Origin of the sequence: Ilumatobacter fluminis (genome assembly GCF_004364865.1) — a bacterium.
Taxonomy (GTDB): Bacteria; Actinomycetota; Acidimicrobiia; order Acidimicrobiales; family Ilumatobacteraceae; genus Ilumatobacter; species Ilumatobacter fluminis.
In genome coordinates, this window is the sequence record NZ_SOAU01000001.1 from 158,702 (window position 1) to 182,833 (window position 24,132).

Consider the following 24,132-nt stretch of genomic DNA (forward strand, 5'->3'; position numbering starts at 1 on the left):
ATGGCACTTCTCAACCCCCCGGAACTCCGGGCGAGCATGATGGCTGTTCTTGCGCTGTACCTCGCGCAGAGCCCAGGGCACAACGACGAGTTTCAGCGCACGATTGACGCCGTGTCACCACCGAGTCTTAGCGATGCCCCCGATAAACATCAACTCGACGCTGTCAAGAACCTCACGAGCATGATCGAACTAGGCCTAGCCAGTCGTGACGGCGACCGTGTCCATTTGTCGCCAGAGGCGACGAAGGCAGCACGAAAGGGGCACGCAGCGATCGGCCGTGTGATTCGAGGGAGAGTGCTCGCACCCGAGTTGAATAGCGCCCCCTGGGGGAGCCAGGAAGGCGCTCGAGATTTGACCAACGCATTGGCATGGTTTCTGAGTTTCGGTCCCGCTGCTGCGCCCGCCCGAATGGAGGGGGAGACGCCGAACGCGAGGGATCTGCAGGAGGCCGACTTCGGACGTCGCCAAGGGAGTGGCGACGATGGTGGAAGTTGGCCGATCTCGAACGGGACGAGGTGGACAGCGTTTCAGCGCTGGGCGTGTTCGCTTGGCTTTGCCTGGCGTTCCCCGTCGGGCCGACTCATCCCAGATCCGACGCCGGCTTTGCGCGACTCGCTGAATGATGTCTTCGGTAGCTCGAGCCATCTTGAGGCCCGTGCATTTGTTGAAAGAGTCGCCGCTCATCTGCCGGTGCTGGAGACCGGGAGTTGCCGTCTACTCGTCGAAGAGAACTGGAATCGTGCAGAGGACCAATCTGGCGACCTGAGCGTGCCAACCTCGGACGCGCTTCGACGACTTGAGGCGAGCGGTGCACTCGTGTTCGAGGACCGTGACGACTCCCCGAGAGTCCTCCGAGACGACGGCACAACTTTCTCGCACGTGGCTCGGGGACGGCAGGTCCGATGATGGAGATGAGGCGGTACGTCTGCTGGCAAGACGAGGCGGTGTTGGCTGCGACCCCCCGTGACGCGGCGTCGCTCGACCCAGAGCATTTTCAGGCGGTTCACCACCCGTTGCGGCTCCGACGCCGCCCACTCGGTACTCGAAGTGGCGGGCGTTGGGTTGAAGAACGCGAGATCGTGGAGGTGCTGTCTGGGGCGCTTAGGCCAGACGGCTACTTGCTTGTGCCGGTGGTCGGTGGGTCGGGTACCGGAAAGTCGCACCTCGTCCGCTGGGTCTTCGAACACACGAGAGCCCGCGACGGATGGGAGACCCGCTATCTAGCGAAGAACCGGACGAGTCTTCGTCGAGTTATCGAGATCGTGATCGAGGGGCTCGAAGGCCACGCCATCGACGACGCCCGCGAGGCCTTGACTGCTGCGCCGGCCCAAAACGAATCCGAGCAAGTTCTTGGACAGCGCTTGCTCGACGAGTTGGCCATCATCACCTCTGAAGAGTCGCGGGAAGACAACACCGGCGATGAACGGTCAGGAATGATGCTGGCCAAACTCGAGCGTGAACTGCCCGACATCCTGCGAGATCCGGTCGTGCGTCGTCGGCTCACCCGGGAAGGGGCTGTGATCCCGCGGCTCGTTGGCCTTGCACATCGCGGCCGGCGAGACGGTGACGGCCTCGACGACGACGCGATGCGTGTCGTGGAGAGCGACTTGCCGCTTGCGTTCGAAGAGATCGGACAAGCAAGCGGCGGGGCTCAGAGGCTGCTGACTCAGATGGCATCCCATGGTGAACTGAGGAAGACCGCCGTCCGACTAATCAACGAAGCGCTACCAGTTGCGGTGAAGCGTGTCTTCGTCAGCGGTCAGGTCGATCTCATCGAGGTCTTTCGCGAGGTCCGTCGTGCCTTGCTCGCCGAAGGCAAGGAACTCGTGCTCTTCATCGAGGACCTCACCGTGTTGCACGGGGTCGAACGCGAGTTCCTTGACGCAATCGTGGAACCGGCGCGATCACCAGATGGTGAGCTGTGTCCTCTGCGCGTCCTGTTCGCGGTGACGGAAGGCCACTTCGACGGACTCGACACGGTGAGAACAAGATGCGACGATGCCTATTGGCTCGACGCTACGTACGGTGCTGGCGGGGTTGACGAGGCCGAAGCGAGGTCGTTCGTCGCCCGGTACCTGAATGCAACACGTCTTCAGCCCGAGTTCCTGCAGGATCGGTGGGTGTCGCGATCTGGAGCCACATGGCTACCCAATGCGTGCGACGGCTGCCACCATCAAACGGAGTGCCACGCCACCTTTGGTGCCAGTACTGAGGGGTACGGCCTGTATCCGTTCAACGAAGCCGCCGTTGACCGCTTTACGGCGGCCCTCTCCTCTGATCGCTTTGATCCTCGGGAAGTTGTACGGGAACTTATTAATCGCTTCTTATTGATCGCTGGCGCAGAGGTCCAGCGGGATGCGTTCCCGTCTGATGAGCTTGTCGCGCCGTTCAACCACCGCAGCGAGTCGATCGACCCAGTCGTCGAGACCGACATACGCGCGAAGCGCCCAGTGGATGCAAGCCGCACGGTGAACACGATGCGGTACTGGTCTCCCTGGCCGCAGTTGGTGTCAGACGACGTGCTCGGGGCTTTCGGGATCTCTGCCCTAGAGGGACTCGCCAACCAGCACCCCATCTCCACACCATCGAAGCCCCGGGCCGGCCGCCCGAACGAGGAGCCACCTGGTTCGTCGCCGAGCGACAACGTTGCCGAGCGACTGAGCGCGCCCTGGTCGGCGGTGTTTGTGGAGCTAGCTCAATGGGTGGGCAGCAATCGCGATCTCAGTATGAAGGCGACCAATGAGGTGAGGAAACTCGTCCACAAGATCGTGATGCAGAATCTCGACTGGAGCGTCCTTCCTGTCAGCCTCGGCGCCGCGTTCGACGATCAAAAACGCTTCGACCGTGAGCGTCACATACGGGTTGAGGGCTCAGTGACAGACCAGACACACGGCGACGCTCTGATCTCTATTCGACGTAGTGCGGAAGCGGCAACAGCCCTACAGGGGCTCATCCTGCTCCAAGAACTGCCTGGCGACAGTGGCTACGCGCGAGCGGGGAACTATCGGTGGCTGGCCGCCCAATTCACCGAACGCTGGACGCAGTCTGTCGCGGATAGGTTGAGTGAGAGCGCTAGTCCGGGTGCTCAGCGAGCGGTTGAAGGCCTCCTCGTCAGCGCCATGGCTTGCGGCGCTTGCGAGAGCGCCAAGCGGCCAGTTGATTACCTTCTTGGTCTGTTTGAGGTTCGACCGGCCTCCGCAGCCGACGGTCGGTCAGACGAGTGGCGTCGACTTGTTGAACAGGCCGAGACGACCCATCGAAGGCTTCGACCGATCGTCGAAGCCCATTTTGCTGAAGCACGCGGCTCCGGCGGGGCAAGGGCGGTCCGGGCTGACCAACTGCTCGTTATCATTCAGCAGTTCGTCGCTCGATGGTCGATGGAATCGGAAGATGCCGCCATCGACCGTTTCATGCGACAGGTCCAGCCAGCCGTGAACCGTGAGTGGATGCTGCTTTCCGACTCAACGTCTCGCGCTACTGACGCAATCGATCTAGGCAGGCCTTGGGCCGAGCAGTTCGACCGAGTCCTCGATTTGGTCGAGACGGCGCACAAGGCGGGACGCCTGACGGACTATGACGCCGTTCGTGACCTTCGAGCGTTCGCCGATCTGTTCGATGAAGACACTCGCCAATCGATCAAGACAGCCGAGCGCCTTACCCGTGACGATGAAGGCCTCGACCACCAACTCCGAGCGGTGGCCAGCGCCCTCCCCGAGACGATGTACCTCGTCGGACGATATGTCGAGAGGGCGGAACGAGCGCTCGAATCCATCGCGGAGGACTTGGGTGAACGGCCCGCCGGCGGAGTCGCTGGAGAAGATGAGAGTCTGCAGACGGTTGCGGCCGACGTTCTTGAGGGTCTGAACAACCTGACTGCAGCGATCGAGGCGGCAACAACATGACGCTGTACGACAGAGCGACGGAGCTTCGAGTTCGCTTGGACGCTGCCAACGAAGCTGACGTCGGCGACGAGTTGCTCACCCGAGGGAAGAGCATCCGGGACCAGCTTTCTGCCGCATCTGAGTACCTTGCTGAAGTGAAGGCATACCGTGAGACCGTCGGCCAAGCGGGTGCTCCGAAGATTGATCCGAAGCGTCTGCGACAGTCGATCGGCGGATTTCGCGGGGCGCTCGCGAAGAGCGGCCCCCGCGCGTTTCAACAGCAATCAGCTACGACCTTGCTTGAGGTCATCGGGGCGGAGACGAAACGACTCGACCGGTTTGTTGCCTCAAGCTGGAACGCGCAGTTTGATCAAGCCAAGGCTTCCCTAGAGCGCGTGAAGGAAGGTCAGTTGAATGGATCCATCGATCTTCGCACCAGAGCGAGGATGTGCGCCGCGCGGATCTCGACCCTACGCAGCCTCGATCCGATTCGTGAGCGCGCCGAACTCGAAAACCGTCTCGGCGGCAAGGGCTTAGCTGCTTGTCTCGAGCGTGTCGAGCAACTGATCCATGAACTGAACGAAGCGATTAAGGCAATCGACGATGAGCAGGCAGCTATGACCCCGGAGGTTCGGCAAGTGTTGAACCGCTCATCTTCAGCAGCGGGGCTCCCGCTCGCCGAAATCACGGCAGATGATTTGGCCGCCCTTCGGGCCGCAGGTGTCATCGATGACCTTGTGGTGCGCCGATCGTGAGGGACGACGATCTCTTTAGCCTGCTTGGTCAACTCGAGGCACGTGAGCTGCCGCTTCTCAGCTGGGGCGTGACAAACGGCTCTTTCGGCGAGGATGAGATCATCGAAGTGCTGGAGTCGCTTCAGCCTGGCGATGACCCAGAGATGCTGCTCGACGAACTGGTCGCTGCAGGGCTGGTGCACGAACGGGGTCTGCGCGGCAGCGAGTTCCGGACTCGCATGGCCGAAACGGTACGTCTCGCTCGTCATCTGCGCCAATGGTTCCACGGGCCCCGGAGCGACTGGCGTACAGCCAAGACGCTCGTGTCTGATATGCGCTTCTTGGCGCGGCATCGCAGCGTGCCTGAGCGCAATGTTACGTCGGGCGACTTGAGCGAGCGGCTCGGTGCGTTGCTCGGTGACGATTGGACGTCGGCTCATCAAAGCTCGATCGAAGCGGTCCTACGTGGACGATCCGTGTCGCAGTTCCAGGCCAGGGCGTCAGAACAGCTTCTGGGATCGGTGGGTGCCGGGGGCGGCACATGCGTGACGGCCGGTACCGGGGCGGGCAAGACGTTGGCCTTCTATCTGCCGGCTTTGGTGCATACTCTGAGCGTCCCGGGTAGTCCTGGAGTGCCGAGGATCGTGGCGATCTACCCGCGGGTCGAACTGCTTCGCGATCAACTTGCGTCCCTGTTGACGACGCTCCAAGACTTGGCGAGCCGTGGGGTCGCCTCGCCATCCGTTGGGGTGCTGTACGGAGCCAGCCCGCGAGACCGTGAGGATGCCGAAAGGAACCGCCGCCGGGGTTGGCGCCGCTCGCCAAACGGATTGGTCAGTCCAATTGTCTCGTGTCTGAACGAGGACTGCGGTGGCTCCCTCGTTTGGCCGGACGGGGAACCTGCTGGACGACTGCTGCGCTGCGAGTCGTGTGGTTCTGACGTGACCTCCTTGGTCTTCGATCGCAAGTCCCTGCTGTCGGCGCCACCCGAGATCGTCTTCACGACGACGGAAATGATCAACCGCAGCCTCGGTGCGCCCCGCATGCGTCGGGTTCTCGTGGGTACACCCTCGGCGGCTCCAGACTTCATTCTGCTTGATGAGATCCACACCTACTCGGGTACTCATGGAGCGCAGGTCGCAAATCTTCTTCGAAGGTGGAGAGCCGAGATGTCGGCGCCAAGCCACGTCGTCGGGCTGTCGGCAACGTTGGCCGACCCGGTCGGCTTCTTCTCTGAGCTGATCGGCGCTGACGCCGGCAACGTCTCAGTTGTCGCACCTGCGGCCGCAGAGATGCGTCAGACGGGTCGCGAGTATTTCATGGCGCTTCGAGGCGACCCGGCCTCACAAACGTCGTTGTTGTCGACCACGATCCAGACGGCGATGCTGATGCGTCGCATGCTTGACCGAGAACCGGGCGTTCCAAGTCGCGGTGCATTTGGGACCAGAGTTTTTGCATTCACCGACAAGTTGGACGTTGCGAATCGTCTCCACTCGCAGTTGCAGGACGCCGAGGGTTGGAAGCAGGGCGGCGTAGATCGCAAGCCAGAAGGAAGCCTTGCGTTGCTGCGTGCATCCGGGGACGAGAACCGCCTTCGCGACGACGTTGGCCAGTTGTGGGACGCGTCCGAGGACATTGGAACTCTGAGTCGCAAAGTCGTCGTCGACCGGACAACGTCGCAAGACACGGGGGTGAACCCGAGTAGCGATGTCGTGGTGGCCACAGCGTCGTTGGAGGTTGGCTTTGACGACCCGAATGTGGGCGCAGTGATTCAGCACAAGGCCCCGCGAGATGCAGCACAGTTCCTGCAGCGGCGAGGGCGCGCTGGTCGTGACCCAAGGATGCGGCCATGGACGACTGTCGTCCTTTCGGACTACGGACGTGACCGCCTGTCGTTCCAGTCGTATGAGACTCTCTTCGATCCTCAGATCCCGGCATCTCATCTTCCGGTGAAGAATCGCGTCATTCTGAAGATGCAGGCCACTTGGTGGCTGGTTGATCAGTTGACGTATGCCTCAGGAGGCACCCCGCTTCGATCGGTCCTGGAATCGAGTTGGGGCCGCTACCCGGAGCGGCAAGTGGCCGCAGCGACGGCAGCGCTTGCCGCGGCGACGGACTTCTTGACCGACGAAGGGCTAGGCCGCCTTGAGTCGGGCTTGAAGCGGTCGCTAGCCCTGAGCGACCTGGACGCCAAAGCAGTCCTCTTTGACCCCCCACGCGCAGTTGTTACATCCGTCCTGCCGACGATCATCCGCCGCCTCGAGGCGGTACTCGGGCGCGACCGACTGGGGCGTGAGTTCGTCTGGAACGACCCCCTGACCGACTTCGTGCCGAGTTCGCTGTTCGCCCCGCTTCAGACACCGGAGGTTCGCATTGACCTTCCGTCGGTTGGGCAGTTTCAGCCCGACCCAGAGGTAGGGCCGATCTCGCAGACCATGCGAGAGTTCGCGCCCGGCCGCGTGAGCTACCGGTTTGCACTTCGGGGGAAGCGGGAGCGAATGTGGGTGGAACCCCCGGAGTCGAGCGATGCAAAATTCGACCTCGACTCATTCTGCACCGACTTTCTTGTGCTGGAAGCGCCCGAAGGTGTTGAAGGCGCGGTGTTGCAGCCACGTTCGCTTTCGCTAACGCGCCCAAACGGTCGTGTTCCTGACTCCTCCTACGGTCGGTGGAAGTGGGACTTCTTCTGGCGGCTGAATGGGACCCCAGTCGAACTGGACGTTCCTGCTCGAAGCCCGTGGGCCACTCGCGTGAGCACGTTGCGGGTGATGACCCACCGGGCACTGTCGCCTCTGACTGTTTGGCGAGTTGCACAAGCGGTAGAGATCGAGCGAAACATGGCGGATGAGCCCCAGCGCACTGTCCACCAAGTCCAGTTCGGCGGACGCAACGCCGCCGTCGGCTTCAACATGGACGTCGACGCACTCGGGTTCGATCTAGTTCTACCTACCGAGTTGCCAACTGACGGCTCGCCCGCACTGCTCCGTGCTCTACGAACGGCCTATTTCGAGCATCTGGTGCAAACCGACGAACTCATCGCTATGCGGGTCGGGTCCCCGTTCCTCCGGAAGTGGATAGCTGAACTGGCCCTCAGTGCTTTCACGACGCTTGCCTCGGAAGAAGGCGGCGAGGCCACAACACTTCCCGAGCAGCGCATGGCGTCTGAGATGGTACGGGCGGCCCGCGTCGTATTCGGGTCTGAGGGACAGTTGGACGATACGGACGAAGGGGGGCGCGCTCCAGCCCTCGTTGAGGACGTCGAGTCGGCGCTCAGCGACACGGACGTCGTCGAGTCTCTGGCGAGGTGCGTGCTGGTCTTGAGCGGACCCCTCAACACGGTGGCACTGGGTTGGCTGCATGAGCGCTACGCAGCAACTTTGGCCGCTGGTGTCGTGGATGCCATACAGGCTCTTTGCCCCGAGTGCGATGTGGAAGAACTCCGACCGGACTTCGTTGTGGTCGAAGAGGAGTCAGGGCCGATCGCGCGGATCATCATCTCCGAAGATCAACCGGGAGGCACCGGAGTGATCGAGGCTGCAGCCGACAGGATCATGGAGGACGCCCGAGCCTTCTGGGACCTTGTGGGAAGCGCGCTTGGGCCGAGCGACGGAGAGAGAGTTGATCGGGCGATACGCGAGTTTCTTTGCCTCTGTGACCAAGGTGAGCAGTTGTCGGCCCGGGCGAGCCGAGTGCGGTCGGCCACCTCCTTGAGCGAAGCCACCGCAGCGTGGGCAACCCTTCGAGAGGCGATGTTCCAAGCAGGGCTCCCGGCCGATCCAACGGTGGTGAGCGCGCTGTCGACTCGGTTACTGCGACCGGGCAGTGATGCCAGGATCGAGGCGCTTTGCACCGAACTGCTTCAGCAGTGGGACTCACTTGAGGAGTCGCTCGAGCTCGAGGTCGATCTTCGTGTGTTCGCCTATCTGGCTGCAGGAAGCGGTGAGGTACGGCAGGCCCTGTCCGATCTTGCGGTCACAGTCGATCAGTCTCCTGAGTGGTCCGTTGGGCAGGTGGCGGGCCTTCTCTGGGCCCGAGGTGGCAACCTTCGCGCGGCAAGCCTGCAGTCGTACAACCCCTACTGCGAACTCCCAGCGACCGAACGTTTGCTGTTCGAAGACGTGATAGAGGCGGCAGTGCCCGCCGTGGTGTTCCGGTCTGACTCGCAGCGTTGGCGCGAGGAACTCGATCGATCGCTTGCTATGCACGCCTCCGCCGAGATCGATTGCGCCGACGAGTTAGCGGCAGCAGTCGCACTGCGTCAGCTAATGACGCAGCCGACAAGCGTGGGAGTGCTTGAGTTCTATCCTCGCGTCATCGGAGTTCGTCGAAACGGAACCGGACTCCGCTTGAGAGTTGACATCCGCGAGGCGCAGCAATGAGTGCTCGAAGCCTGCGAACGACGGCGTACTCGTCCCGTGAGGAACTCGCCGACGTGCTTCAGAGCATTTTCGTGTCAGAGTTGCTCGTTCCAAGCAAACCCCTATGGATTGTGAGCCCCTGGATCTCCGACGTACAGGTGATCGACAATCGGACAGGAAACTTCTCGGGCCTCCTCACCGCAATGCCTCAGAGATGGATTCGCCTCGGGGAAGTGATCGAGCAGCACCTCGGGCGCGGTGGCTCACTCACGCTCGCCACGAGGCCCGACGATCACAATCGGGTCTTCACGGAGTTTCTCAAACGACGGACTCGCGAGATCGGCCGGGAACGGAGTCTCCGTGTCGTGATGTCCGCAGACCTTCATGAGAAGGGAATTCTCACCCAGGGCGTGCTCCTCAGCGGTTCGATGAACTTGACCTACAACGGTCTGCGTCGTCTCGAAGAGGCAGTCCATCTGACCGACGAGGACGACGCGTTGGCACGCGCCCGATCTGCATACCGGGATAGGTGGGGTGAGCCATGACGAGCCTCGAACCCAATGTCGCAGAGTTCTACACGGCGCCCAATGAGATCGACATCGAGAACCTCGGTAGCGATTCGAGGTCGCTTCTCGATGCGCTCACCACACGTTTGGCTCGCGGTGAGAGAACACTCTTGCCAGCCTCGTTCAACAGCCAGACGCGGTGGTATGGCTTCGCAGCGAGTGATCGTGACCTCCGTAGGCTCCTCGAAGAACTGTCGGGGTGGCTGGGGCCGCCTCTGTGCGATCGGCCGATAGTCCTGCACAACCCAGAGGACGAGATCGACAGCCGCGCGTTGCGACTCCTGGCGAATCGGGCCGCAGTTCGAGTCGACATCAACTCGCAATGGCGACGAGAGGCACGGAAGAACGTGCGGTCGCTCGTCGATATCTGGAGCCTTACGCCGACTCGCCCGACGGGATCTCTGCGGCACGTCGGGCGAGTTCTGCGCGAGTTCTACGAGTCCCTTGCGGTCGGTGACCGGGTGACCGCTGCAAGCCTGCTGGACGAGATCCGTTCCGGAGGCCTGCTATCGCCCACCAACGTCAGGTTCCTTCGGGTGGAACTCCTCGGGCGCCTCGGTAGTCCCGAGGAACTTCGGGATGACCCGCTTCTGGCTGAGGTCGCGCTGTTGCGCCGGCCACCTGCGGTTACCGACCACCTCGCCCGTGCCGCCGATCGACTGTTCATCCCTGAAGGCGCGGAGGCGTTGGGTGTTGACGACTGGGCCGATCTCGCAACACTTATTGAATCCACGTGGCCGGGGCTGATCCAGCATCCCAGCCAGGTGCGTTCAGTGGCGGGCGCGAGGTGTCTCGCATTGGCGGAGCATGCTGCCGATGCCCCCCGCCAGAGCACAATCGATGCGCTGCGGTCCGACTGGTCGGAGGATCCTCTCGTTCGCAGCGTGGTCGAGGCTTTCGATCAGACCTTGGGCTCGGACGGAACGGAAGACTCGAGATCACAAGGTCCTGAAGCGGTTCTTGATCACTTTCGGTGTGGCGACTTCGAGCGGGTGCTCGATGCAGCCGCTGCCGAGGAAGAAGTGAACAACGGTGTCGCCGTTGCTGCAATGCACGCAGCCCTCAATCTGGGCGATGCTCGATCTGCGGCTACGGCATTGGAGATCGTCGACCGACTCTGCGCAGACGACAAGCGAGCCCTTCTCGCCCAAACGGTGGAAGGCACGTTCTACACCCAGTTGCTTGAGCGGAACCAGGGCGAGCGAATCCCTGATGGGTGGATGGAGTGGCTCGTCGATGAGTGGCCGGACCGCCCCGATCTGCTCGCTGAGTGGTGTTCCGCCTGGGATTCCGGACAGATCAGTGATTGGCGGCTAGCCGACGAGTTGGCAGTGGAGTTGCTCGGTGCGCTCAACGACGATCGCCGGGGCCGAGTTAGGAACGGACTGCCGACGTTTGTGGAATGGATGGTGGGCGATGAGGGCCTCAGTCCGTCGGGTGTCGCTCTCGCCGTTCTCACGGTGGAGGTGTTGCTCGGAAGTGATCCCGGGCGGGCGGAACGACGTATTGCGCTCGATCTGGTCGGTGAGATCCTTGCAACGGGTTGCTCGGCCGACCAGTACCGAGAACTGATGGCGAGCCTCCGAGCGCAGTATCAAGTGCTCGGTCCGCGCGAAGTCGGCTGGCTCGTCAGCATGCTTGACCTCATCTTCGTGAGTTCGGCTCCGGACGAATCAGTTCGACTGCAACTGGCGAGCGAGGCACTCGGCCTGGGTAAGGCGTGGATGGGGCGAGTCGACCTCACCGAGTTGCGGTTGCTGGCGAGGATCCTTGAGGACGCTGGCCTTGTGCTTGAGGTAGGCGACGTACGCTCCGATGCGTCTGAGCCCGCTCCGCGAAGACCGTTGCACTGCATCGGTATCTACTCCCTCTCGGAAACGGCGGCCCGCAACGCCACCCGTTGGATTCAAGAGGAGTGGCCAGACGCCACAATCGAGTTTTCGAGCGCACATCAGAACAACCAGGAGTTGCAGGGGTTGGCGGGCAGATCCGACGTCGTGCTGATGCAAACCAGTCATGCGAAGCATGCCGCGACGCAGGCGCTTGAGCGTGCTGTAGACGAGACCCGATTGGTTCGAGTCAATGGACGCGGCGCCACAAGCATTTATAGGTGCCTGCTCGACTGGGCTGGCCAACAGTAGAGGGTACGAGTCGTGGGGCGTGTCCTACGCATACAGACCTCGAGGAGTCCTTGTTGGAACCGGATGATCGCTCTCAGGTGACCTACGATCCGTATCGGTCGTCGGCGCCTCATTCAGATTGCACGGCGGGCCAACTCCAGTGACTAGCGCGTACGTCTATGAGACCAACGGTCAACACCTTGCTCGCTACCTGCTCGAGCACCACCTCGAGGGGCGAGGCGAGCATTGGAACCAGTTGAGGCGAGCACTCCTAGCGTCCAACAGAAGTGAGGAGTGGGCTGAGGCGATGCAGGAGATGGTCAGCCTACAACTAGCGAGACGACTGATTTCAGCGGGGACGGTGTTGTTGGGGCGCCATGGGCCGGTCGCTGCCGAGGCGGAGATCAAGCAGGCGATCATCGACACGATGCTGATCCACTGGGATAGCGCCGGAGACGTCTTCGAGCGTCTTATGCCTGCCGTGCGCTCAGCCACTGAACCGCTTCGCGACTCGGTGCGAAGGACGGTAGAGGCCTACTCGCGACGTGAGGCGCCGAACTGCTATCTCTGTGGCGTTGAGGTCGACTTTGGTGGCGCTGACCACCTGCAGTTCACTATCGACCACGTGTGGCCCCGAGCATATGGTGGCAACTCAGACTTTGAGAACCTCCTTGCAGCGTGCAAAGGCTGCAACGAGGCGAAGGGGAGCGCCGCGTCATGGGCTATGTACCCCGTCCAAGCGTTAGTCGTCGGGCACGACCTGGACGACTTGTCAGCTCTACCAAAGGTGATGCGCTTTGCGGTCCAGGCACGTGCGGCCAAGCAAGTCGCCAGGAGCCGTGATCTGAGTCTTCGCGATGCCTACCTCGCTATCGGGCGACCGGGACAACCGCTCGTATTGAGCGCATCGACTGCAGTCGATGTCTTCAATCTAGAGTTCACCGCAGCAAAGGAATAGGAAGCATGACCTACGAGTATCCAGCCATCTTCACCTGTCAGCGAGGTGACTCCGGGCCCCTCACCGCATCTTTCGTCGCCCCTGCGGGTGAGGTGGCCAAGTGGGCTGAGGTCGAGCGACTCAGCCACGGCGGTGGCGGCCATCAGCGACTTCGAAGCGAGTCGCGAGTGAGGGCGATCGCTCGGTTCCTGGAACAGGACAATCGAAACACAATCCCCACGGCCCTTGTCGTTTCACTCCGACTGCCAGACATTGGTACACCTCAGATTGGATCCTGTGGCACAATCCGCATCCCAGACGATGTCGATCCGCGACCCGGTCTTGTCATCGATGGCCAACACCGGATGTACGGGGCGGAATCGTTCGACTCGAGTACTCCACTCAATGTTGTAGCTCTTGTGAACGCTGAGGACGAAGAGGTTGCGTTCCAGTTTCTCGTCATCAACAGCAAGGCATCGAAGGTGCCCACTGATCATGTGAAACTCTTGGCGCTGCACTATGCCGAGGATGCTCTGGCCGAACGATTGAGATCAGCCCGTATGGTGCTTGGCCGGCACACGTTCGTTGGAGTCGCTGACAGTTCTCCAGAATCGCCCTTTTTCCAGGCGGTCGAGTGGCCTACCGAGCCCAGCCAGGCAGATGCGGATCGTTCGAACTTGGTTCGTCCGGCCTCTATCGAGCAGGCATTTGCGGCGATTGACAAGAAGAAGATTCCAGATCTAGCTGACGATGACTCGCTGATTGAGTTCTTCTTCACGTTGTGGAGGACGATCAAGGAGCGCTGGCCCGAACTCTGGACTGCCGAGTCGAAACTGTTGCAGAAGGTTGGACTCGTCGCGATGACAACCTTCGTCATCGATGATTTGATCCCTCTTGTCGACAGAGGTGATGTCAATCTCGCCGATCCGGACGCCACAAGGGTCGAGATTGAGGCCAACATCCTCGACTACCTCGATCCGGGATTCTGGCAGCGAGAATGGACCGCGAAGAGCCTCGACACGTCGGCCGGTCGGCAACTGGTTGTCGACGCCCTGACCACGGTTAGGCGTAACATGCGACGAGAAGTTGACTGGGATACCGGGGTCGGACTGCTCGCTGGAGGCGACGATGACGGTTGAGCGCCCTCAGTCGATGTTTCCGCCTTCAATCGCGGAGTTGACGGACGACGTTCTCGAGACTGCCGGAACCCAGTCGATCGAACTGCCGCAACCACGACGACTCGGGAGCGTCTGACAGTTCCTGCCCTAGGACGAGGTCCTGCGGGCCCGCTCCACCAATGAGCATAAGGCCCCGATCAGTTCCATCTCTTCGACGTCTCGAGCCCGAGTGTTGAGCAGTTCGTCGGTGCAGATCAGGTAGGCGAGGCACCTGGCTCGGCTGATGGCGACGTTGAGGCGGTTCTTGCTGAAGAGGAAGTCGGCTTGGCGTGGCATGAACTCGGCTGACGAGGTGGCCATCGAGAACACGACCACGGCGGCCTCCCGGCCCTGGAACTTGTCGACGGTGCCGACCTCGATGCCGGCGGTCGTCGAGTCGCTGTTCAGCGTTGCCTCGATCAGTCGACGCTGGTCGTTGTACGGCGTGACCACGATGACGTCGCCGATGCTGATGGGACTGGTCGCTCCGTGCTGGTCGATCCAGTCCGTGCCCATCAGCGGGCGGACGATCTGGGCGACGAGCTCGGCTTCTTCGGCCGACTCCGTGGCGTTGCCGGCGTGCTCGGCCTGGATCCACCTCAGGCCAGTGCCCTCAACTGTCGTCTGGCCGCCACACGACCCGTGACTCGTGAGCTTGCCGTCGTACATCACGTCGGAGATGAAGCCGCACACGTCGGGGTGCATCCGTCTCGTCACATCGAGCAGCACGCCGCGCTCAGGCGGGAACGTCCGGGTTCCCTCGCCCAGAAGATGCTCGAGGGCGCTCACACCGGAACGATTCGGGTGACTCGCCTGCGCGACCTGGGGCAGCTGTTGCGGATCGCCGAGCAGGATCACGTTCTTCGCCGACACGGTCGCCGCCAGGGTGTCGGCCAGGCCGAGCTGGCCGGCCTCGTCGACGACTAACACGTCGACCGGGTCGTCGCACATGTCGGGCGAGGCGAAGAGCCACGGCGTTCCGCCGATCACGTCGTAGCCGACGCACTGACCGTTGTTCCAGGCCGGGTCGACGCCGTCGATACCGGCCCCTCCCCGCCGCACGGCTCGGAGCGTCGACAGGTCTCCCTGCTGCTTGTAGAGGTCGATCACGGCTTCCATCAGGTTGTCGATGGCGGCGTGGCTCATCGCCGTGATGCCGACCCGCTTGCCGAGTTGCTGCAGCGTGCGGACGACGTGAGCGCCCGTGAACGTCTTGCCGGTCCCCGGCGGGCCCTGCACCGGCACGTAGCTGCCGTCGAGGTGCGGCGCCCACCGGCAGATCTTCGTGTAGTCCGGATCGAACTGTTGCTCGGCCGGTCCGTGGCCAGCGGTGAAACGAGGTGCTTCCCGGCGGAGGATCCGGTGGCCGACCCTGTCGTCTTCGCCGGCGAGCATCTGGTCGGCGAGTGCGCAGAGCGCCGTCAGCTTGTGGCCCTCGTCGTACCAGACGTAGTGGACGAGCGAGGTCGGCACCCACCCGGCCTCGACCTGATCGGGGTGCCATTCGATACGGAGTTCGCCGGCATCGACGTCGATGTCGAGCACCGTGAAGAAGCCCCACTCCTGTTCGTTGATCGCCTGGATCAGCTTCGAACCGGCTTCGATGTCGGGGCTGATGTTCTGCGGTGGGAAGGTGAAGAGTGCCTCGTCGGCAGTGAGCTTCTTCCCGCTCTTGCCGAACCGCTCGCTGACACCGGCGAGCTTCAGTTGGCCGATCGAGCCGAACGCTTCGAGTTGATCGGGTTCGGGTGCCATCGAGAGGCGGAGGCAGTCGGCGGCGACCACCGACCGCTCGCGCCGCCAGTAGCCGAGCAGGTCGCCCATCAGGTGCTCGGGTGTGCCCGGCTCGAACTCGTGGAGGCGCTCGATGCGATCGTCGAGTTCCCGGTCGTCGGCCTTCGGCTCGGTGACCGCCGGCCGCGAGGCGAGGTCGGCCGGACGGTGGTCGACGAGCCAGTCGCGCACGGCCCGGGTCGCCCGAACGTCGTCCTCGTTGTAGCGGGCGATCCGATCGAGCCGCTGCTGCTCACCGTCGGCCATGAACCGCTCGTACTCGACGACGGCGCCGGCGCCACGGTCGATGTCGTGGCCGCGCTCGTAGTCGGTGAGCCGCTCGATGTGCTTCAGCCCGTACGACTCCACACCGACCTGCATCGCCCCCATCACGACCGGGAACAGGTCGACGAACATGCCGGTCGCGATCTGCCGTTCGAGTTCGAGCTCGGCGACGCCGTGGTGCTCCGTCAGCCGGACGAGCGCCGATCGTTCGGTGTGGTTGTAGTGGTAGACGTGCATGCCCGGATGACGCTTCCGCCGTTCCGAGAGATAGGCGATGAGGTCTGCGACCGCCTGCGCTTCCTCTGTCTCGTCGTGTGCCCAGAACGCCTTGAACCGCCAGTCGCCGTCGTCGAACTCGATCAGGCCGAACAGGAAGAAAAGCTCGGTGTCGGCACGCCAGAACGGGTGGCCCTCGAAGTCGAGGAAGACGTCGCCGTCGTCGGGGCGGGGGAGTGCAGCGAAGCCGCGCAGCTCCGAGGGCTCGAGCGGCTGGTCGGGGTCGTCGGCGGCGACGAGCAGTTCGAACGGGGGAGGGTCGTCTTCCGGCGCTTCACGCGCCTCGACTTGGAGGCTCGCCTGGCGGATGAAGCGCTTGAGTCGCTCCGGGTCGAGCTCGTCGACCGGACGATCGAGCGTGGCGAGCGAGGCGATGGTCGCCACGCCGTCGGCTTCGAGGATCTCCCGGTGGGCGGTGTGCACACCCGCCACGTGGATGAGCGAGTCGGCTTCGCGCCACTCGGCGTCGCACACCTGCTCGAACTCGCAGAACGGACAGTGGTCGCACTTGTCGGGCTTCGTCTCACCGGCCGGCTCGTTAACGACGCGGGCGAGCTGGCCACGGAGACGCCGCCAGTAAGCCGACACGTCGGCCACACGGATCGTCTCTCGCCGGCCCGAACCGAGTTCGATGTGGAGCTGCTCGGGTGCGTGGCCGGTGGTGGTGGTGATGGCCTCGGCGTAGAAGCAGAGCTGCAGGACGTGGCCGGACTTGGCCGCCTTGCGGGCGAGCTTGGCGTCGACCGGTTCGTAGGTGAAGGAGCCGTCGGCCAGGTCGACCCGTTCGAGGAAGTCGGCCACGCCTTGGATGCCGTCGTGCACGAACGGCATCTGGAAGATCACGTCGTGGCCTTCCGGCAAGACGTCGCCGACGCGATCGACCCACCGGGCGAACGACTCGTCGTCGCAGCGCTCCGGCACGGTGTGGACGGGGCGACCCTTCTGCGCGTAGCGGGCGAGCACCTCCTGCTCGTGGGTGAGCCCCTTGTCGACGAGCATCTGCGCCATCTCGCCGAACATGCTCGGCGGCTTGTCTCGTACCCCGCTCTCCACCTCGTGCTTCAACGTGAGGTAATGAGCGCAGTCGAGCCACGCCGTGATCTTCGAAGGTGTCAACAACCGTTCCCGCACCGTGCCCACTATGGCACCGGGGTGCCACACAGATCCGTGCCGTCGGGTACCCCTGGAGCGGGCCGGCGACGTGTCATGCTGGGCGGCAGAAAGGCGGGGTGATGGCGAGGTCACACAAGGACAAGATCGTTCGCGCGCTCAAGAAGGAGCCGCACGAGAAGGCGAGCTACGCAAAGCTCGCACGGGCGCTCGGGGACGACTGGACGGTCGAGAAGGTCCAGGCAAAGGTGCGCGAGCTGGAGGCGGATGACGACACACCGATCTGCGTGGTGAGGGGCGGCGTCCAGTACTTCGGTTGCGAGACCGGCAAGAAGCCCGGTCTCTACAAGGAGGTACGCCGGGGCGTCGAACGTCGCTGGGGCAAAGACAACAGCATGCGGAACATCGCGGTGGAGCACACGTCTCGAACGTCGGCCAAGGGCAGCGGGAAGTGGACGCAGCCAGACCTCGTCGCCCGTGTCAATCGACGAGCGGACGCCAAACCGGAGATCGTGTTCCTCGCGATCGAGGTCGAGCAACCTGGTGGGTTCGACGTGGTGTCGGTCTACCAGGCGTACGAGTTCGGACGCGGTGCCGACTTCTCGTGGGTCTTCTACACCGGACCGAAGTGCACCGGTCCGACCTGGCGTCAGGTGGAGGTCGCCGCACGAGATCTGGGCGTGGGCATCGTCCACGCTGCCCGACCGACTGCGCCGGCTGCCTGGGACACGGTGATCGACGCCAAGATCCGCGATCGGACGTCGGACGAGCAGGCCGACTTCTTCCACCGGAGCGGTCTCAGTGCGGCCTCGTTCGCCGGTGGGTCATGAGCCTCAGGATCATCGCGGTCGGCTCCGAGACGGACGAAGGCGCGATTCGACGCCTCGCTGCGAATGGTGCCGTGGTTGCTCTCGACGACTGGTCCTCGCTGTTCGTTCACAATGAGGTGAGCGGGGCCGTCGACGAGATCAGCCCGGACGAACACGAGCAGTACGTCGAGATCGGCACGATCCACGGTCGACCAGCGGACGGCGACGAGGAAGACCTCGACGGGGACGGCTTCCTTGAGGGCTGGGTCGGACGCCTCGGCTCGCACTACTTCCAGAAGAGCAAGGATCCGATGGGGTGGGAGTACCTGGGCGAACTTGAATCTGATGACGACGCTTTCGACATGGCGTGTGGCGCTGAGTTCGACTTCGAGAGGTACTGATGATCTTCCAGACGTCCATCCAACCCGCCGTCGACACACCGCCTGACGACTGGCCGAAGTACAGCTGGTTCGCCGTGTGGGACCAGATGGTCGGTGCCCCGTGCGACCTCGCAGTCGGCAGCGAGGTGATCCTCGTGAACATGTCGGGCAACGCGACGTGGCGAACCGAGGTGACCGATCTCGCGTTGCTGCCGTTCGAACACCTCGATGCGGCTCTCGACGAACTGCGTCGCCGCTGGAACATCCGGCCCGAGTGGTCCGGCCCGGCGATCTCACCCGGAATGCTCGTCGCATGGCGAGCCCGCCCACTCGGCTGGGTCGGGCAAGCGGCGCCGAAGAGCGAGATCGAATCACCGTTCCGATGCGGCAGCTGCGCCGGACCCGCCATTGATGAGTGGCTGCGAGCGCTGTAGGCCCGGGACTTTCGAACGAGCTGCGGGGCAACGATGCGGGTAGCAACCTGGAATCTCGAGTGGGCCGTGCCCGGTACCGAGCGGCACGGGGGAGCGCTTCGCCAGCTCGAGTCCGTCGACGCCGACATCGTCGTCACGACCGAGGACTCGCTCCACGACTGGGAGCCGTATCCGCACCGGGTCGACGGAGGAGCGGATTGGGGCTACCGATTCGTGGACGGGCGCCGCAAGGTCATCGCCTGGTCCCGCTCGCCGTGGTCCGACGTCGAGGTCGTCGAACGGGGCGCTTGCCGGGGTCGGTTCGTCCGGGCACGCACCGTCGCCCATGGCGTCGACGTGCAGGTGCTGGCGGTCTGCATCCCCTGGCGAGATGCGCACGTGAGATCGGGTCGACGCGACCGGACCGGATGGGACGAGCACCTCGAGTTCTGCGAGGAACTCGGCAACCAGATCGATGCCACTACCGCCGAGGGACCGACCATCGTCGCCGGCGACTTCAACCAGCGCATCCCGCGAGGCAGCCAGCCGCTCCGAGTCGCTGAAGCGCTCGCCGACTGCCTGGGGCAGGTCACCGTCGCGACCTCGGGGGAGCAACAGGCAGGCCGGCTCATCGACCACATCGCGGTGAGCCGGCACTTCGCTGTCGAGGCGGTCCAGAGCTGGCCTAACCAGATCGACGGACACCGTCTGACCGACCACAGCGGTGCGGCCGTCGAGATCGTCGCCGACCGGCCGAGCGCAGCGAGCTAATCAGGTAGCTCGATGTAGCGACGCCGGAGGTCTGCAGCCCAGTCTCCCAACCCTGGAAGATCGGCGGCGCGCTCGACGATGTGTTCGAGCGACACCATCCGGCAGAGGTCGGGGTCGAGCATGTGTCTGCGAACACCGTCCAGCGCCTTCGAAGCCCCAGGGTCGTCCTCCAGCGCGACCACGATGACTTCCGCCGAGTCGAACTCGCCCGACGTCACAGCGTTCGCAGCGAGGAGGCAGTTGCGCCAGAGCTGATTCGTCGACGGCGCGGTCAGGTCGTCGTACGAGCCGGGCGTGAACCAGCCCGTCGAGCCGTACACGGCCCGGTAGCGGCCGGCATCGTGGTCGCGGGCGCCGTAGCGAGTGCGGCTGAACGGCTCGGTGTACTTGGTCTCGACCGCGGCCAGATGACGGGCACCGGTGGTCGAGCGGACGACGACCGCAGCGTCGAACGCTGTCCGATCTCCGATCGACGAGTCGGGATCGCGAGGGGTCCACTCGCACTCCACGAGCTCGACCGCGCTCAACTCGATCCCGAGCACATCGTGCACGAAGCGCTCGGCCAGTGCTCGGTCGCTGCGGACGGCGCCGAAGATGTTGAAGCACATCGGCATGCTCGAGAGCATGTTGTGGAACAGCCGGTGCTGTTCCAGCGTTCCGCCCTCACCTACGACGATGTCGGCTCGATCGACGGCGTAGCGGGTGATCTCGTCTGAGAGGAAGTTGAGGCCGGGTCGCTCGTGCACCCGGTCGTCCGGCAGCAGGCTGCCGAGCGGACGGACGACACCGTTGCGGTCGCGGTAGCGGCCGGCCTCGACGCCGAGGACGTTCTGCCGGTACCAGGACTGCAGCCGTCGGTACCGCGCCGTACGGGCGTCGTCCGACGCGACGGTGAGTTCGACGGAGTCCCAGGACGGTGTCACGATCCCCGACCGTACTCATGTCAACCTGCCGTCGATCGGACGTTGCCAGTCGACGAGGTCCGCTGGCATGTGCGAAACAACGACGCACGTCAGGGCGACACGGTGGCCGCCCTCCGGTCATTGGCCCGGTGGTGGGCAGGTCAGGTCGTCACGAAGTGATCGTCGACGAGCACTTCCTCGCCGCACCACCGGTAAGCAGCCAGCGGGCCGCCCTTCCCGGCGCTGTAGTCGACGCAGGCGACTCGGTCGTTGAGGGTCTTCGGCCGCCCCGAGTTCCAATAATGGCCCACCACTACGGGTACCGTCCCCGTGTAGCGCGGGACTGCTGCCTTGACGGGGTCGGCCGGCAGGCGCTTGACCTTTCTGCCCTTCTTGTCGAAGAGCTGCGTCCGCTCGGGAACCATCGCAAGCTTGTCGAGGGTCGTCGCCTTGGCCTTCCACCACTTCACCCGTGCCTTGTCACGCCGGTGGCCGCCCTTGTCCATGTAGTGATGATCGGCCATCTCGACCTCCGGGCCCTTCAGCACGTTCTCGATCGCCTTGTAGGTCGGGGTCTCTTTCGTCGAACCCTCTCGGATGACGAACTCATTGAGGGTCCGGCCGTCGTCGAGCACCGATCGGAGGTGCTCGATGTCGGATTCGCTCCAGCATGCATGGACGACCCGGAGCCGCCCGTCGAGCTCCCACCAGAGCGGGAGTGAGCGGAACCAGTCGATGATCGTGTGGTGGAGCGGTGAGCCGAACCCGACCTCCTCGAGAAACTCGCGGTGCTGCTTGGTGTTCTTGACCGTGTGCGGACGGCAGTAGTCGAGCCTCACCGGATTCGGGGTCGCATAGGCGACGGCGTTGAACTCGTGGTTGCCGAGCACCACCACCGCTGTGCCGGCATCGTGCATCGCCTTGACGACTCGTAGCGTGGCGAGCTGGTCGTCGCGCTTGTAGTCGATCAGGTCGCCGACGAACACGACCTGTCGGGTCGGGTGGCGATAGACGCCGTCCTTCCCCTCCGTGTAGCCGAGCTTCGTCAGCAGCTTCTCGAGTTGTTCGACGTGGCCGTGGACGTCACCGACGATGTCGTAGCCCGGCCCCTCGAACGATGATCCCGCATCGTCGTTCATCTCGCGAGTCTCGCACGCGCAGCCGACGTGGCGGACCTCTCCGAGAAACCATGCGACACCCCTTCGTCACAATGGACCGCGTGATCGACTCTCCCGACCTCGCCTGCTCATGCGCCGTTGATCGTGAGCGAACCAGGTACGAGCAGTTTCGGGTGGCGCCCAGCCGAGGCGGCGGCTGGGCGACATGGGCCGAAGCGTTTGCACGGCTGGTCGACCGCCTCGTAGCCCTGCCGGCGCACTGCCTGATCGTGCAGCAGGAGCCCAACCAGCGCTACGTGCAGATGATGGTCGGGCACGGACACGCCCACATCGAGGTCTCGAGTAACCACTACCTGATCGGTGACTTCCGGCTCGACGCTCGCGAGGAATCGGCTCTCGCAGCACTCGGCTTCGCGAAGCCCGACTCGGCCGGCGAGAGCGAGTGGCCCCTCAACTGGTGGCGCAACGACGAACACGCCGACGGTGAGGCAATCGCCGGACGTGTGCTTGCCGTGCTGACCACAGCCGTCGGCTTCGACGAGCGAGCGCCAGTGAACGTCGACGTGTTCGGCGCCGACAACCCCTGCGTGGTGTGCTTGTGCGGTCGTCGGGATGAGGCCTCGGTGTGAACCACGAACCCAGCGTGACTACGGTCGACGGAACTCGTGAGAGTCGCTCGACAGCGAGGACTGAAAGGCGGATCCTGTGACACCAACGCTCAACGTCGGCACCTGGAACATCCGCGGTGCAGCACCCGATCGACTCGAGACGGTCGTCGCGGCTGCTGCAACGCTGGACGCCGATGTGTTGGTGCTGACAGAATCCACCCGGCAACACCTTGCTCTTCACGACCTGTTCGCCGGACACGGATGGGACATCCATGCGACCCTGCCCCCCGCTCGATATCGGGGCGTTGCCATCGCCGTACGTTCGGGAGTCACGACCGAGCGTGTCGAGGTCGCCGACCCGTGCAGCCCCTGGGCTGGGGTAGCGGCCCTGCGTGTCGAGGGTGTCACCCTGATCGGTCTCTACGGGCCCGGAAGCGACTCGGTCGTCGATGGGCGCAAGATCAAGGAGGAGTGGTGGCGAGGACTCCATCGCATCGCCGACGACCACCGTCAACTTCCGGCGATCATGATCGGTGACCTCAACAACGGAGTCCGCGGCGTTGATGAGTGGTCGAGAACGTTCCATCGCTCAGAACTCTTCGAGCAGCTCGCCGACCATGGTTTCGACGACGGATGGCGGTCACGTCACGGTTCCGCGGCGAGAGCTGCGTCGTGGTGGAGCCGGACCGGTCACCCGTTCCGGCTCGATCACATCCACACCACGCGTTCTCTGGCCGTCCTCGAGGCCGACTACGTGCTGCGGTCCGGCGGCCATCAACTGGTGTCGCCGCCAGGCGAGGGTCGGTCGGGCGTCTCTGATCACGCCGCTCTCGTGGCGACGATCGGGCTGCTCGGATAGTCGTCAGTCGCCAGGCGGCTCGGGTCGGTCGGCGCCCGACTGCCCGTCGGAGGCGCGGCGCGAGCGCCGCAGCCCGACGATCGCGGCGGCGCCCGCAGCGGCCCCGCCGAGTGCGATCGCCGCTCCGGTTTCGCCGGCTCCCCAGCCGCTGGAGCCTGATTGCTCCTGTGCCACGGTGCTGCTGGGCGGGGGCGATGTCGTGGTGGCCGCCACCGGGTCCGGTTGGGTCGTCGTCGGCGCCGTTGTGGTCGTCGTCGGATTCGTTGTCGTCGTCGTGGTCTGGTCGGCGCTGGTCGGCGGTGTCGAGGTGGCAGGAACGGGCGGCTCGGTCGGCGTCGTTTCCGGGAGGAATTGCGGGGGTGATCGGAGCGTCGTGACACTCGCGGGAACGTCCACGTGGAGCAATGGGTAGACGAAATCACCAGGGCACACGGTCTGCGACATGTCCCGGTGCCCGGCGATCGTCGGTGCCACGACATCGGTACCGGCGGGCCAGAGGTTCGAACCTCTGGACGTGAACGTCACCGTCGAACCGGGTTCGGTCGCGATGTCGTACCGGTCGGCGAGCAAGGCGAGCAGACCGACCAGCGCACCCATCATCTCGGGTGTCGGAGCGTGCTCATGGAAGTTGCCCAAGAGACAAACCAGCTGGGCGAACCCCTGACTGCCACCGGTCGCGTCGGCCACGATCGGACCGTCGAGACTTCCCTGCCGTCCCTCCCACACACCGCCGTACCGGTCCACGAAGAAGTTGTAGGCGACGTCGGGCCAACCCTTCTCGGGCCCGGTGTGGAACCGATACACCTGACGCATTTGATCGACGACCTCCGACTCGGCATAGTCGGTTCGCCCGGCGGTGTGGTGAACGAGAAGGAACCGGACGTCCTCTGCGATGAGGGGACCCGTCGGTGGCAGGCCGTCACCCCATACAGACCGCGGTCGGATGACGATCGGACCGTCGAGGGGGCTCGCCCTCACCGACGTGGTGGGACCGAACGCCATCGCGGCCAATCCGCCGCCTGCGAGCCCGAGTAGCTCGCGGCGAGTGAAACGGGAGGCGCTACCGCACATGCGC

18 protein-coding genes are annotated in these 24,132 nt (G+C 63.9%); 14 read left to right on the forward strand and 4 right to left on the reverse strand.

Translation table 11 applies throughout. The features are described from left to right. The 8 genes from dpdG (at position 1) to BDK89_RS00755 (ending at position 13,735) form a co-directional block, all read left to right on the forward strand. Complete coding sequence (dpdG, locus tag BDK89_RS22625) at positions 1 to 906, forward strand: protein DpdG (RefSeq protein ID WP_424955271.1); 906 nt, start codon at positions 1 to 3, stop codon at positions 904 to 906. Between the two features lie 5 nt (positions 907 to 911). Further along, entirely contained in the window at positions 912 to 3,902 is a 2,991-nt protein-coding gene (gene dpdH, locus BDK89_RS00725; RefSeq protein WP_133867128.1) for a protein DpdH, read from the forward strand. Further along, positions 3,899 to 4,636 (forward strand): hypothetical protein, encoded by a 738-nt coding sequence (locus tag BDK89_RS00730; RefSeq protein WP_133867129.1) that lies wholly within the window; start codon positions 3,899 to 3,901, stop codon positions 4,634 to 4,636. The genes dpdH and BDK89_RS00730 overlap by 4 nt, the downstream gene beginning before the upstream one ends. Continuing rightward, positions 4,633 to 8,994 (forward strand): protein DpdJ, encoded by a 4,362-nt coding sequence (gene dpdJ / locus BDK89_RS00735; RefSeq protein WP_133867130.1) that lies wholly within the window; start codon positions 4,633 to 4,635, stop codon positions 8,992 to 8,994. Before BDK89_RS00730 ends, dpdJ begins: the two co-directional genes overlap by 4 nt. Then, the gene (dpdK, locus tag BDK89_RS00740; protein WP_133867131.1) at positions 8,991 to 9,518 is read left to right on the forward strand and encodes a phospholipase D-like domain-containing protein DpdK; all 528 of its coding nucleotides are present in this window, start codon (positions 8,991 to 8,993) and stop codon (positions 9,516 to 9,518) included. The genes dpdJ and dpdK overlap by 4 nt, the downstream gene beginning before the upstream one ends. Beyond that, entirely contained in the window at positions 9,515 to 11,680 is a 2,166-nt protein-coding gene (dpdD, locus tag BDK89_RS00745; RefSeq protein ID WP_133867132.1) for a protein DpdD, read from the forward strand. The genes dpdK and dpdD overlap by 4 nt, the downstream gene beginning before the upstream one ends. Positions 11,681 to 11,966: 286 nt before the next feature. Further along, positions 11,967 to 12,617 carry an HNH endonuclease gene (locus tag BDK89_RS00750; protein WP_208293912.1) on the forward strand — a complete coding sequence of 217 codons (651 nt, stop codon included), beginning with the start codon at positions 11,967 to 11,969 and terminating at the stop codon, positions 12,615 to 12,617. Positions 12,618 to 12,622: 5 nt separating this feature from the next. Next, a complete protein-coding gene (locus BDK89_RS00755) occupies positions 12,623 to 13,735 on the forward strand; it encodes a DGQHR domain-containing protein (RefSeq protein ID WP_133867133.1) in 1,113 nt (370 codons plus the stop codon). Positions 13,736 to 13,861: 126 nt separating this feature from the next. Here the strand turns inward: BDK89_RS00755 and BDK89_RS00760 are convergent, their stop codons facing one another. Next, entirely contained in the window at positions 13,862 to 17,218 is a 3,357-nt protein-coding gene (locus BDK89_RS00760) for a TM0106 family RecB-like putative nuclease (RefSeq protein ID WP_208293913.1), read from the reverse strand. Between the two features lie 101 nt (positions 17,219 to 17,319). On the opposite strand from BDK89_RS00760, the gene BDK89_RS00765 reads away from it, so the two are divergent. Genes BDK89_RS00765 through BDK89_RS00780 form a run of 4 tightly spaced genes read left to right on the forward strand, consistent with a single transcriptional unit; the run spans position 17,320 to position 19,570 of the window. Next, on the forward strand, positions 17,320 to 18,027 hold the full coding sequence (locus tag BDK89_RS00765; RefSeq protein ID WP_133867134.1) for a hypothetical protein: 708 nt from the start codon (positions 17,320 to 17,322) through the stop codon (positions 18,025 to 18,027). Next, positions 18,024 to 18,407 (forward strand): hypothetical protein, encoded by a 384-nt coding sequence (locus BDK89_RS00770; RefSeq protein ID WP_133867135.1) that lies wholly within the window; start codon positions 18,024 to 18,026, stop codon positions 18,405 to 18,407. Before BDK89_RS00765 ends, BDK89_RS00770 begins: the two co-directional genes overlap by 4 nt. Beyond that, positions 18,407 to 18,820: a hypothetical protein gene (locus BDK89_RS00775; RefSeq protein WP_133867136.1), complete on the forward strand. Its 414-nt coding sequence runs from the start codon at positions 18,407 to 18,409 to the stop codon at positions 18,818 to 18,820. Before BDK89_RS00770 ends, BDK89_RS00775 begins: the two co-directional genes overlap by 1 nt. A 33-nt stretch (positions 18,821 to 18,853) precedes the next feature. Next, positions 18,854 to 19,570 (forward strand): endonuclease/exonuclease/phosphatase family protein, encoded by a 717-nt coding sequence (locus BDK89_RS00780; protein WP_133867137.1) that lies wholly within the window; start codon positions 18,854 to 18,856, stop codon positions 19,568 to 19,570. Here BDK89_RS00780 and BDK89_RS00785 read toward each other — a convergent pair. Together BDK89_RS00785 and BDK89_RS00790 are read right to left on the reverse strand one after the other, a co-directional pair. Beyond that, positions 19,567 to 20,493, reverse strand: coding sequence for a PGN_0703 family putative restriction endonuclease (locus tag BDK89_RS00785; protein WP_133867138.1), 927 nt, complete (start codon positions 20,491 to 20,493; stop codon positions 19,567 to 19,569). The genes BDK89_RS00780 and BDK89_RS00785 overlap by 4 nt on opposite strands. Before the next feature lie 140 nt (positions 20,494 to 20,633). Beyond that, positions 20,634 to 21,611 (reverse strand): metallophosphoesterase, encoded by a 978-nt coding sequence (locus BDK89_RS00790; protein ID WP_133867139.1) that lies wholly within the window; start codon positions 21,609 to 21,611, stop codon positions 20,634 to 20,636. A 152-nt stretch (positions 21,612 to 21,763) separates the two neighbouring features. On the opposite strand from BDK89_RS00790, the gene BDK89_RS00795 reads away from it, so the two are divergent. Beyond that, positions 21,764 to 22,219, forward strand: coding sequence for a TY-Chap domain-containing protein (locus BDK89_RS00795; protein ID WP_133867140.1), 456 nt, complete (start codon positions 21,764 to 21,766; stop codon positions 22,217 to 22,219). 76 nt (positions 22,220 to 22,295) lie between these two features. Further along, positions 22,296 to 23,057, forward strand: coding sequence for an endonuclease/exonuclease/phosphatase family protein (locus BDK89_RS00800; protein WP_133867141.1), 762 nt, complete (start codon positions 22,296 to 22,298; stop codon positions 23,055 to 23,057). A gap of 3 nt (positions 23,058 to 23,060) precedes the next feature. Here BDK89_RS00800 and BDK89_RS00805 read toward each other — a convergent pair whose 3' ends face one another. Next, positions 23,061 to 24,128: an N-acetylmuramoyl-L-alanine amidase gene (locus BDK89_RS00805; RefSeq protein WP_133867142.1), complete on the reverse strand. Its 1,068-nt coding sequence runs from the start codon at positions 24,126 to 24,128 to the stop codon at positions 23,061 to 23,063. Positions 24,129 to 24,132 lie beyond the last annotated feature (4 nt).

What these genes read in the sequence shown, in the direction of transcription:
- dpdG (WP_424955271.1), top strand. Translation starts at nt 1, where the DNA reads ATGGCACTTCTCAACCCCCCGGAACTCCGGGCGAGCATGATGGCTGTT.
- dpdH (WP_133867128.1), top strand. Translation starts at nt 912, where the DNA reads ATGAGGCGGTACGTCTGCTGGCAAGACGAGGCGGTGTTGGCTGCGACC.
- BDK89_RS00730 (WP_133867129.1), top strand. Translation starts at nt 3,899, where the DNA reads ATGACGCTGTACGACAGAGCGACGGAGCTTCGAGTTCGCTTGGACGCT.
- dpdK (WP_133867131.1), top strand. Translation starts at nt 8,991, where the DNA reads ATGAGTGCTCGAAGCCTGCGAACGACGGCGTACTCGTCCCGTGAGGAA.
- dpdD (WP_133867132.1), top strand. Translation starts at nt 9,515, where the DNA reads ATGACGAGCCTCGAACCCAATGTCGCAGAGTTCTACACGGCGCCCAAT.
- BDK89_RS00750 (WP_208293912.1), top strand. Translation starts at nt 11,967, where the DNA reads ATGCAGGAGATGGTCAGCCTACAACTAGCGAGACGACTGATTTCAGCG.
- BDK89_RS00755 (WP_133867133.1), top strand. Translation starts at nt 12,623, where the DNA reads ATGACCTACGAGTATCCAGCCATCTTCACCTGTCAGCGAGGTGACTCC.
- BDK89_RS00765 (WP_133867134.1), top strand. Translation starts at nt 17,320, where the DNA reads ATGGCGAGGTCACACAAGGACAAGATCGTTCGCGCGCTCAAGAAGGAG.
- BDK89_RS00770 (WP_133867135.1), top strand. Translation starts at nt 18,024, where the DNA reads ATGAGCCTCAGGATCATCGCGGTCGGCTCCGAGACGGACGAAGGCGCG.
- BDK89_RS00775 (WP_133867136.1), top strand. Translation starts at nt 18,407, where the DNA reads ATGATCTTCCAGACGTCCATCCAACCCGCCGTCGACACACCGCCTGAC.
- BDK89_RS00780 (WP_133867137.1), top strand. Translation starts at nt 18,854, where the DNA reads ATGCGGGTAGCAACCTGGAATCTCGAGTGGGCCGTGCCCGGTACCGAG.
- BDK89_RS00790 (WP_133867139.1), bottom strand. Translation starts at nt 21,611, where the DNA reads ATGAACGACGATGCGGGATCATCGTTCGAGGGGCCGGGCTACGACATC.
- BDK89_RS00805 (WP_133867142.1), bottom strand. Translation starts at nt 24,128, where the DNA reads ATGTGCGGTAGCGCCTCCCGTTTCACTCGCCGCGAGCTACTCGGGCTC.